Annotated in this window: 13 protein-coding genes and 1 rRNA gene; 11 read left to right on the top strand and 3 right to left on the bottom strand. The window is 38.1% G+C overall.

Annotated elements, in window-relative coordinates:
- Positions 1-66 precede the first annotated feature (66 nt).
- From M3225_RS26500 to M3225_RS26540, 9 genes are all read left to right on the top strand, one after another.
- The gene (locus tag M3225_RS26500) at positions 67-906 is read left to right on the top strand and encodes an energy-coupling factor ABC transporter ATP-binding protein (RefSeq protein ID WP_251399916.1); all 840 of its coding nucleotides are present in this window, start codon (positions 67-69) and stop codon (positions 904-906) included.
- Positions 882-1751: an energy-coupling factor ABC transporter ATP-binding protein gene (locus tag M3225_RS26505; protein WP_251399918.1), complete on the top strand. Its 870-nt coding sequence runs from the start codon at positions 882-884 to the stop codon at positions 1749-1751. The genes M3225_RS26500 and M3225_RS26505 overlap by 25 nt, the downstream gene beginning before the upstream one ends.
- On the top strand, positions 1748-2545 hold the full coding sequence (locus M3225_RS26510) for an energy-coupling factor transporter transmembrane component T family protein (protein ID WP_114897104.1): 798 nt from the start codon (positions 1748-1750) through the stop codon (positions 2543-2545). Before M3225_RS26505 ends, M3225_RS26510 begins: the two co-directional genes overlap by 4 nt.
- A gap of 18 nt (positions 2546-2563) precedes the next feature.
- On the top strand, positions 2564-3304 hold the full coding sequence (truA, locus tag M3225_RS26515) for a tRNA pseudouridine(38-40) synthase TruA (protein ID WP_013054957.1): 741 nt from the start codon (positions 2564-2566) through the stop codon (positions 3302-3304).
- 156 nt (positions 3305-3460) lie between these two features.
- Positions 3461-3898 (top strand): 50S ribosomal protein L13, encoded by a 438-nt coding sequence (rplM, locus tag M3225_RS26520; RefSeq protein WP_209150827.1) that lies wholly within the window; start codon positions 3461-3463, stop codon positions 3896-3898.
- A 22-nt stretch (positions 3899-3920) separates the two neighbouring features.
- Positions 3921-4313 carry a 30S ribosomal protein S9 gene (gene rpsI, locus M3225_RS26525; protein WP_013054959.1) on the top strand — a complete coding sequence of 131 codons (393 nt, stop codon included), beginning with the start codon at positions 3921-3923 and terminating at the stop codon, positions 4311-4313.
- A 111-nt stretch (positions 4314-4424) separates the two neighbouring features.
- Positions 4425-4847: a DUF2521 family protein gene (locus M3225_RS26530; protein WP_251399921.1), complete on the top strand. Its 423-nt coding sequence runs from the start codon at positions 4425-4427 to the stop codon at positions 4845-4847.
- A gap of 70 nt (positions 4848-4917) precedes the next feature.
- Positions 4918-5625, top strand: coding sequence for an N-acetylmuramoyl-L-alanine amidase CwlD (gene cwlD / locus M3225_RS26535; RefSeq protein ID WP_251399940.1), 708 nt, complete (start codon positions 4918-4920; stop codon positions 5623-5625).
- Between the two features lie 90 nt (positions 5626-5715).
- Entirely contained in the window at positions 5716-6789 is a 1074-nt protein-coding gene (locus M3225_RS26540; protein WP_251399942.1) for a P-loop NTPase, read from the top strand.
- A gap of 38 nt (positions 6790-6827) precedes the next feature.
- Here the strand turns inward: M3225_RS26540 and M3225_RS26545 are convergent, their stop codons facing one another.
- Positions 6828-7736, bottom strand: a complete 909-nt coding sequence (locus M3225_RS26545; protein WP_071277644.1) for a LysR family transcriptional regulator — start codon at positions 7734-7736, stop codon at positions 6828-6830.
- A gap of 187 nt (positions 7737-7923) precedes the next feature.
- Positions 7924-8553 carry a spore germination lipoprotein GerD gene (gerD, locus tag M3225_RS26550; protein WP_251399961.1) on the bottom strand — a complete coding sequence of 210 codons (630 nt, stop codon included), beginning with the start codon at positions 8551-8553 and terminating at the stop codon, positions 7924-7926.
- Between the two features lie 145 nt (positions 8554-8698).
- Here gerD and M3225_RS26555 point away from each other — a divergent pair, with 145 nt between their 5' ends.
- A complete protein-coding gene (locus M3225_RS26555; protein ID WP_251399964.1) occupies positions 8699-9319 on the top strand; it encodes a KinB-signaling pathway activation protein in 621 nt (206 codons plus the stop codon).
- Positions 9320-9363: 44 nt separating this feature from the next.
- On the opposite strand, the gene pdaB is transcribed toward M3225_RS26555, so the two are convergent.
- Positions 9364-10128, bottom strand: a complete 765-nt coding sequence (gene pdaB, locus M3225_RS26560) for a polysaccharide deacetylase family sporulation protein PdaB (protein WP_251399967.1) — start codon at positions 10126-10128, stop codon at positions 9364-9366.
- Positions 10129-10716: 588 nt separating this feature from the next.
- Here pdaB and M3225_RS26565 point away from each other — a divergent pair.
- Positions 10717-10823 (top strand): 16S ribosomal RNA (locus M3225_RS26565); the annotation flags it as partial.

A 10823-nucleotide genomic window follows, 5' to 3' on the forward strand; every position in this document is an offset into this window, starting at 1 on the left:
AGGTAAATAGCGTGAAAAATCAATGTAGGCAATGCTGCAATAGAAAAAGCTGAGAGGAAGATAGCGTTGAAAGAAATGTCTTTAGAGGTAAAAGATTTATGCTTTCGATACGATCCTGAAGCAGACCTAACGTTAGATCACCTTTCTCTCTCTGCTTATAAAGGTGAATGGTTAGCGATAGCTGGACACAATGGATCTGGTAAATCGACGCTGGCACGAATTCTAAACGGTCTTTTGCTACCTGAAAAAGGAACGGTTCGAGTGGGCGATACTCTTTTATCTGAAGAAACAATATGGGATGTGCGCAAGCAGATTGGAATGGTGTTTCAAAATCCAGATAATCAATTTGTTGGCTCAACCGTTCAAGACGATATTGCGTTTGGGCTTGAAAATAACGGGATTCCATTTGAAATTATGGAAAAACGTATACCTGAAGCAATTGAAATGGTGAATATGAGTGCTTTTCTTGAGCAAGAGCCTCATCAGCTATCAGGTGGACAAAAACAGCGTGTGGCCATTGCGGGTATAATTGCCGTACAGCCATCTGTCATCATTCTAGATGAAGCAACATCTATGTTAGATCCTATTGGACGAACTGAAGTACTTGAAACTGTTAGAAAATTAAAAGAAGAAAAACAACTGACGGTTATTTCAATTACCCACGATTTAGATGAAGTAGCAATGGCTGACAGAGTCGTGGTGATGAACAAAGGGAAGATCTATGCAACAGGTACTCCACGCGAAGTATTTGCATTAGGTTCCAAGTTAACGGATATTGGACTAGACTTGCCGTTTTCCGTTAAACTAAGCCATCGTTTTGCTTCCGTAGGAATTCCTTTATCAAAAATTCATTTAACAGATGAGGACTTGGTGGACGAACTATGGATATTATATTCAAAGAAGTAGAGCATCGTTATCAAGTTAATACACCATTTGAACGACTTGCTTTACATGACTTAAATTTAAACATTCAATCAGGTACATTTTTGGCTGTTATTGGCCATACTGGTTCTGGGAAATCAACAATCATACAGCATCTAAATGCCTTATTGAAGCCAACTTCTGGTGAAATTCAAATCGGTGAGCGCACAATTAAAGCCAATCGAAAAGAAAAGAATTTAAAAGCTATTCGTCAGCAAGTAGGCGTGGTATTTCAATTCCCTGAACATCAGCTTTTTGAAGAAACGGTGGAAAGAGATATAGCTTTTGGACCAATGAATTATGGCGTTTCGGAAGAAGAAGCAAAGCAAAAAGCAAGAGAGCTTATCAAGTTAGTAGGTTTGCCAGAAGACATCCTCACCAGATCTCCTTTTGATTTGAGTGGTGGACAAATGCGTCGCGTAGCGATTGCAGGTATTCTAGCGATGAATCCTAATGTGCTAATTTTAGATGAGCCAACTGCTGGATTGGACCCTAGAGGGCGTCAAGAAATTATGAATATGATTTATCGTCTTCATAAAGAAAAAGGCTTGACGACGATTCTCGTGACTCACAGCATGGAAGATGCAGCTATGTACGCTGATGAGCTAATTGTGATGAATAAGGGAACGATTGCGATGCAAGGGTCACCTAGAGAAGTGTTTGGTCAGCATACGCAGCTAAAAGAATATGGATTGGATGTTCCAGAATCGCTTCGCTTTATGCTGAAGCTGCAAGAGAAATTTCAACTTGAAGCATCGGATACGGTTATTACCTTTTCTGAAGTGGTAGAGAAAGTGCAGCATCTTATGCAGCAAGGTGAACAACTATGATGAACTCAATCATTATTGGTAAGTATGTGCCGGGTCATTCTGTTGTCCATCGAATGGATCCTCGGGCCAAGCTGCTTCTTGTATTTGCGTATGTATTAATTGTGTTTTTAGCAAATAACCCTATTGGCTATGCTTTTTTAGGTGTGTATACCCTTGCGATAGTGGCCATGAGTAAAGTGCCCGTTTCGTTTATTTTAAGAGGCTTAAAGCCCGTGCTATTTATTATTATCATCACGTTTCTTTTGCACATTTTCATGACAAAAGAAGGTCCTCTTTTGTTTGAATGGGGATGGTTTTCTGTCTATAAAGGCGGCCTTATTCAAGGTGTTTTAATTTCCTTGCGCTTCTTGTTCTTAATTTTAATTACGACGATGCTAACATTAACGACTACGCCCATTGAAGTAACAGACGGAATGGAAAGCTTGCTGAATCCATTTAAAAAGCTCAAGCTTCCTGTCCACGAATTAGCTTTAATGATGTCCATTTCTCTTCGCTTTATCCCTACATTGATGGAAGAGACGGATAAAATTATTAAAGCGCAGACAGCACGAGGAGTGGACTTTAGCAGCGGCCCCATTACGGATCGTTTGAAAGCTGTCGTTCCCTTGCTTGTTCCTCTATTTATAGGTTCGTTTAAGCGTGCTGAAGAGCTAGCTATTGCCATGGAGGCAAGGGGTTATAAAGGCGGAGAAGGGCGTACAAAGTATCGTCAATTGAAATGGGGAAGCATAGATACAATTATGCTTTTACTTCTGCTGGCAGTAGCAGTTGTTTTAGTGCTGATTAGAACGTAAAGATTGTTTGGTGAAAAGATGAAACGTTTAAAATGTATAGTTGCATACGACGGCACACACTTTTCGGGTTATCAAGTTCAGCCTAATAAGCGAACTGTTCAACTGGAGATTGAAGCCGTTTTAGAGAAAATGCATAACAAAAAAGTGCCGATTTACGCCTCTGGACGAACGGACACAAATGTTCATGCACAGGGGCAAGTCATTCATTTTGATACAAACCTAAATATTCCATGTGATAAGTGGAAAAAAGCATTGAATTCAATGCTACCAGATGATATTGTAATGAAGAATGTATGTGAAGTTGATGCACATTTTCACGCCCGGTATGATGTTACTTCAAAAGAGTATCGCTATCATATTTTGCGCGGCGAAGATAGAAATCCTTTCACTCGTTCTTATGCATACCATTACCCTTATCCATTAGACTACTCAAAAATGAAAAAAGCCATCACATATTTACTCGGTACACACGACTTTACAAGCTTTTGTTCAGCGAGGACAGAAGTGGAAGATAAGATTCGTACGATTTACAAGATTGATATGTATGAAGAGAATAGTCAGCTTGTGTTTAGATTCGTTGGAAGTGGCTTTCTGTATAATATGGTTCGTATTCTTGTTGGAACGCTTTTAGAAGTAGGACAAGGCCGTATTGAACCAGATGCTATAAAAGATATTCTAGAAAGCAAATCACGTCCTCGTGCAGGGAAAACTGCGCCTTCGCAAGGACTATATTTATGGCGCGTTTTCTATGACAACTAAACCTGGTGTAACATTTTCTTGACATTAGTAGCTTAAAGATATAATATATCATATGGTATGTATTTTAACCCCACGGTTAGCCCCGGAAATTAATCGTGTTGAAATAGAAGGTTGAAATAATTTTATAATTGATGATGAAAATTAGGAGGGAAACTCATGCGTACAACTTTCATGGCGAAAGCAAACGAAGTAGAGCGTAAATGGTATGTTGTCGATGCTGAAGGTAAAACTTTAGGTCGTTTAGCAAGTGAAGTAGCATCAATCTTACGCGGTAAACATAAACCAACTTTTACACCACATGTTGATACTGGTGATCACGTGATCCTTATCAATGCGTCAAAAATCGAACTAACAGGTAAAAAATTAACTGATAAAATTTATTACCGTCACAGCATGCACCCAGGTGGTTTGAAACAACGTACAGCATTAGAAATGCGTACTAACTACTCTGAGAAAATGCTTGAATTAGGAATCAAAGGCATGCTTCCAAAAGGTAGCCTAGGCCGTCAAATGTTCAAAAAATTACATGTGTATGCTGGTGACACACATCCACATGAAGCACAAAAACCAGAAGTTTACGAACTTCGCGGATAATTAATAAGAGGAGGTTATTATCTTGGCACAGGTACAATATTACGGAACTGGTCGTCGTAAAAGCTCTGTTGCTCGTGTACGTTTAGTACCAGGTAACGGTCGCGTAACAATCAACGGTCGTGAAATCGAAGAATACATTCCATTTGCTGCACTACGTGAAGTAGTAAAACAACCACTTGCTTTAACTGAAACTGTAGGTAACTATGACGTATTTGTAAACGTTAATGGTGGAGGTTATGCAGGTCAAGCTGGCGCTATTCGTCACGGAATCTCTCGTGCTTTATTAGAAGCAGACCCTGAATACCGTGGAACATTAAAACGTGCTGGTCTATTAACTCGTGACGCTCGTGCGAAAGAACGTAAAAAATACGGTCTTAAAGGCGCTCGTCGTGCACCACAATTCTCAAAACGTTAATTTTATATTACGTTTCAAGCCTTGGTCTTTGGACCAAGGCTTTTTTTATTTGTTGTTTGCGTATGAGACGAACGCTTGTGCAGACAATATGTAAAAAAGGGAGGCGTTATCGTGAACGAGGTTACATATTTAAAAGAAAAACGTTATGAAAAAGAAATGAAATATGAACGCAAAGTCCTAAGAGAACTGTCGTTTGATTTGCTTCAAGAGAGGCTGCGCCGTTATTTTCATCCTATGTTTCAGTGGAATATGCTAGGAGACGACCATGTGGAGGAGTATTGTCTTGATATTGCAATCGAATCATTTTTATTAGGAGCACGGGTGAGTAAATGTGGTAAAGGCTACGAAGATTTTCAGAAGCACAGTAAGCACGAAGAGTCTCTTTTAATTGATACATTATACGGAGCTGTCAGCATGTCTGTAACAGATCTTTATCAAGATGGTCTGTATTATTTGTGTCAAGGATATGTGCAAGACTGGTGGAAAGAAGGTTATCGAACCGCAGAAAAAAGACGTCGGTTACGTTTGCATTAAAAAGTACTCATAATTCCCGTTCTTGTCCCATATAGAAATAAATAGGTGAGGCAAGAAGGGAAGGGATAAAATGTCTAAAGTAAAAATAATGAGCACAATTATAGCGCTTCTCGTTCTTTTTGTCATTGTACAATATCAGATAGATCATAGAACATCATCCGGTTCGCTTTCACTTCCTCTTAGCGGGAAAGTTATTGTACTAGATCCTGGACATGGCGGCGTTGATGGCGGAGCCATAGGAGAGAATGAAGTGCTTGAAAAAGAAATAACTCTTAAAATTTCGTTAATGCTTCGAGACTATCTGCAAGAGCAAGGAGCACTTGTTATTATGACGAGAGAAAAAGACGAAGATCTAGCGGCCAAAGACACAAGAGGATACAGCCGCAGAAAAGTAGAAGACTTAAAAAATCGCTTAACGATGATTAATAAATCGAATGCTGATTTGTACCTAAGTATTCACTTGAATGCTATTCCATCCTCCGCGTGGAGAGGGGCTCAAACTTTCTATTACGGATCCCTAAAAGAAAATGAGCAAGTGGCCAAACTCATTCAACAAGAGCTAAGAAATAATCTGGATAATACGACCCGTGAAGCAAAAGCTATTCAAACTCTTTACCTTCTTAAGCATTCTAGGCCACCCGGTGCTTTGGTTGAAGTAGGGTTCTTATCAAATCCTACAGAACGTAAAATGCTTCAATCGAAACGCTACCAAAAAAAGTTAGCTGAATCTATTTATGAAGGAGTCAGCCGGTACTTTACTGGAGAAAAGCCCAAATAAAAAGCTTAGCATCCTTCTATTCAGAAAAATCTAATATGTATGATATACTTGATAGTATAAATAAATAGATTTTAACATGGTGGTGGGAGTATGCTAACGGAAAAGCAAGTAAAAGAAGTAGTAGGGGAAATTACAGATCCATTTTTAAATAAAAAACTATCAGAAACAGATGCGATTAAAGAAATAACAATCAAAGCTGAAAAACAGCATATAAGCCTGAAGATTGCTGTTGCAAAAACAGGTACTAGTGAACAGTTGAGCCTTCAAGGTACGATTGTAGAAGAATTAAAAAAAGCAGGTGTACAGTCGGTTGGACTGCGATTTGTTGAGTTTACGCCTGAAGAACTTCAGCAGTACCGCGCTGAGCAACCGAATACTGGCAACTTACTAACTAGTCCGAATGCACCTGAATTTATTGCCATTGCAAGCGGTAAAGGAGGCGTTGGTAAATCAACAGTCTCTGTTAACTTGGCCGTTTCTCTAGCTCGTTTAGGAAAGAAAGTTGGTTTAATTGATGCTGACATTTATGGATTCAGTGTTCCAGATATGATGGGAATTACACAGCGTCCTGTAGTAGAAGGTGAAAAGATTATTCCAGTTGACCGCTTCGGAGTAAAAGTTATTTCAATGGGCTTCTTTGTAGAAGATAATTCACCCGTTATCTGGCGAGGGCCTATGCTTGGAAAAATGTTGACGAGCTTTTTTACAGAAGTTGAATGGGGAGAATTAGATTATCTTTTACTAGACTTACCTCCTGGAACAGGTGATGTCGCATTAGACGTTCACTCCATGCTTCCTGCTTGTAAAGAAGTTATTATTACGACACCCCATCCTACAGCGGCATTTGTTGCAGCTAGAGCCGGTGCTATGGCTTTGAAAACTGATCATGAGGTAATTGGAGTTGTAGAAAATATGGCCTACTTTGAAAGCCAGCTAACAGGGGAAAAAGAGTACGTATTCGGTAAAGGCGGAGGTCCAAAACTTGCTGAGGAACTTCAGACAGAGCTTTTAGGACAGCTTCCGTTAAGTCAGCCCGACTGGAATGAAGAAGATTTTGCACCTTCCATTTACGACGAATCGCATCGTTTAGGTCAAATATATGGAGAGATTGCAAGCAAGATTACATTTATTTGCGAAAATGAAAAAGCGGCGACAGGAAAATAACAAAAAGCACGCGCTCGAACAGCGCGTGCTTTTTGCTATTATACAGAGAGTTCAATCTGCGCCTTTTTTAAATCAAATGCAAGGTTTTGTTTTAAGAGAGCTAAAAATGTTTTTCCAGCTGTACTTACGGTGTGAGACTGGTGCTTTAAAATACCGATTGCAGGTCCCTCATGCAAGTCATGAATCGTTTTAACCACCACTTGATCTGGCGGAAGAGTTGCGCTTATTTGTGGAACAACGGCTATTCCTAAGTTTTCTTTTACAAAATGCTGAAGTGTGCTAATAGTGCCTAACTGGACTTTAGCAGGCAGTTGGCCTGTTCGTTCAAAGATTAGCTGCTCAATTTTCTTTTGAACAGAAGATTGCCCAGCAGTAATCAGAGTTTCGTGTATCAAATCTTTTGCAAAGATTGTTTTTCTTTTTGTTAGAGCATGATTGAATGGTAGTAGCAGCACAAGTTTTTCCGTTAGTAATGCCTCAAACTCTATATCTCTGAATGATTCTGAGACAGTGCCAATCGCGAAATCAATTTCTTGATTGCGTATATGTTGATGAAGGTGCTTTTCGTCTGCAACGAGTAAGCTAATTTCTGTGTTGGGATATCTTTTTTTAAATAATGAGAGAATGGAAGGCAGTCGACTGCTTGCTGTAGGCTCTGCAGCACCTATACGGATAGTGCCAGCTTCGCCTGTTGAATAATCCTTTAAGGTGTTATTGAGATATTCATATTCCTTTAGTAAAATATTTGCCCGCTCGTAAAAGATTTTACCTGCTTCAGTAAGCTTAATGCTTTTTCCTCGTTCTAAAAGCTTAAATCCTAGTTCGGATTCTAACTTTTGAATGTGCAGCGTAATGGTAGGCTGGGAGTACTTTAAATATTCAGCGGCTAATTGAAAGCTTCCTAAACGAACAATGGTTTGAAACGTTTTAATAACGCGAAATTCCATCGAATTCCCTCCTTTTGCTATAAAACGATTGTGTTAATTTATAATATTTTACCATAAAGCTAAGAATTAAAGTTTACAATTCCAATAAAAATACTAAGTATTAAAAAATATAAAGAAGTCATTTAGATTTTTTAATAAAAATAAATGACATAATTAAATACGCATCTCATATGAGATGCGTATTTAATCACTGCTGTTGCTGTTCTCCGCCCGAGTCAGATCCACCGGAAGAAGAACCACCATCGTCGCTGCTTTGTTTTTGTCCACCTTGTGTTTCTTCAGCTGCTTTCAAAAGAATGTCTTGAATTTTAGATTGATAAAGAGGGCTATCAAACGTTTCGCTCATAATCTTTTGTAAATAAGTGCGATATTCTTTACTCTTTAAAACAGTTAGTACTTCTTTCTCCATAGCCGGATCCTTTAAAACGTCTTGAAGCATTCCTTGATATTCAGGATCTTTCATTAATTGCTTGATGACCGTTTTATTTTCTTTTTCTAGACTTTTAGCAAAGCTTTCAGCAAACTTCGGATCATCCATGGCTTTTTTCCAAAATTCCACGCCTTTATCTGATACTAGGGTTTGAGAAATTGTATCTTTTATCGCGTTTTGATCCATCAAAATATCTTGTCTAACAGAAGGATCTTTCATAATTGCCTCGACTGCTTTTTTTCCTTCATCTGTCTTTAAAATATCAACAACCATTTTCTTTGTTTGATCATAATCCATACCATTGTTCTCTTCATCTTGCGGTGCACAGGCTGTAGCTAAAAGCATACACATTCCTATATAAATGAGGAGCATGAGTCGCTTTTTCATAGTAATGAGCTCCTTTCCTAATATGCTTACGCTTAATATGAGATAATCAAGGTTTTTTATTCATAAAAGAGCTCTAGATTTTTCAAAACGTGATTGGTACAATTTATGAAAAGGTACAATTTTGTAACTTATGGGGGAGATGGAAGTGAATAGTCGAAATTGGGTTCGTCTATTTCTAACCACGTTAGCTGTCGGGGGTATAAGTACAGCTTTTGTTGGATTTGCGGTGCGCTGGGGGGAATACGGTCATTTATTTCAACAAGGAAAAATAGGAGAAATTGTTGCTGTTTTAACATGGCTCGTAGGCGTAGGGTTTATTTTTAGTTTAATTAGTCAAATGGGGTTTTTTGCATATTTAACCATTCACCGGTTTGGGTTGGGAATTTTTAAATCTGTATCTCTTTGGAAATCCGTTCAAATTATATTTATTTTATTTGTATTATTTGACGTTGCGTATTTTCGATATAAGTTCTTTCAACAGCCGGGAGAAGGCATAGGCAAGTATATTTTGTTAAGCGTTTTCTTATTAGCGGTGGGGTTGTTAGTGGCGTACGCAAAGAAAAAGCAAACGAACAAAGAAGCTTTTGTACCAGCGCTGTTTTTTATGATTGTTGTAACGACAATTGAATGGTTCCCAGCGCTGCGAACGAATGAAGAAAGCTGGCTTTACCTTATGTTGTTTCCACTTCTAATATGTAATATGTATCAACTTCTTATTTTGCCGAAACTTCTTACACATGCAAGAATAGCAAAAGCAGACAAATAGCATATTTGTCTGCTTTTGCTTTATATATACAGTCAGAATAGATGTTAGCGGATATCTTTTACTTGGGTTTTAGAATTTGAAATTAATGTTGAAACACTTACGTTTGAGACTTTTTTATTTTGTAATGAATTCTTGATATATGGAATAGCCTTTGCTGTTTGTTGAGCGGAGTCAGACGCGTGTAGCAATATAATATCTCCCCCACTTAATGGTTTTGTAACATTTGAGACAATTTTCTCAACCCCTGGATTTGTCCAGTCTTTGGAGTCAATGCTCCAATGAACAGTTGTATAGCCTATATCCGATGTTAATTTTAAGATGTCTTTATCAAATTGTCCGTTAGGAGGACGAAGAAGGTGAACATCTTTAAGGCCTAGAGAATCAAAGACTTTCTTGGATTTTGCAAGATCTTGTCTAATCTCATTAGGTTTTAGGCTTGTATAAGAATTATAGTCATAGCCCATTGTGCCAATTTCGTGACCTTCTTTCTTAATGCGCTCTACAATATCTGGGTGACGTTCAGCCCATGAAGCAGATAAAAAGAAAGTAGCATTTTCGATATGCTGTTTTTTTAGTTCATTGAGAATGGGAATAGCTCTTTCATCTCCCCAGCTGATGTTAAACGTCAGAGCAACTTCTGGATTTTTATCATCCGCCTTATAAACAGCTCTTGGACCGTTATCTGTTGAAAACACGGGAAAGTGAAATGTCTGCTGAGCATAAAGAAAAAAACTTGTAAAAAACGCAGCAACTACGATAAGCATGGTTTGTTTGATTCTTTTGGCTCGAATAGTATAAAACATATTCATTTTGTCACCTCATTTAATAAGTAGTACTTGTCTAATTTGTATGCGTTTTGTCTACAATTAATAACAGGTAAGGAAAAGAACAACTGATTTTATTTTGCTGTTTGAGAATGAAGGTTATAAAAAGCAGGTGAATCAATGAAAATTTGTCTATTTAATCAGGTGGAGTGTTTAGAGTTAGAAGCATTACTTATAGAAGAGATGAAGAGGTCAAAAGTCGCTTTTCAACAAAGTTTGAATCATGTAGTTCTTGAACGAAATATTCAAGAAAAGTATCAAATCCTTTCAAAGATTTTGCTAAGGTTTGGTGAAAGTAGGGAAGTAAATAAGATTCTTTGATAAAACGAAAAAAACTTTTTAAAAAGTGTTGACTTTATATAGTACAGATGTTAAATTATTAAATGTCGCTGATGAGTGATTGGAAACAATCGCAATTCATCAGAAAAAATATTAAAAAGTTGTTGACAAACGAAAGGCAACTTGTTAATATAAGAAAGTCGCTCAAGAGCGGCGGTTGAACTTTGAAAACTGAACAAAGCGACAAACGTCAACGTTGATTTTTTATTTTTTAAATTGAGCAAGTCAAACATTTCTTCGGAGAGTTTGATCCTGGCTCAGGATGAACGCTGGCGGCGTGCCTAATACATGCAAGTCGAGCGAACTGATTAGAAGCTTGCTTCTATGACGTTAGCGGCGGA

It is taken from the genome of Priestia aryabhattai (genome assembly GCF_023715685.1).
Taxonomy (GTDB): domain Bacteria; phylum Bacillota; class Bacilli; order Bacillales; family Bacillaceae_H; genus Priestia; species Priestia aryabhattai_B.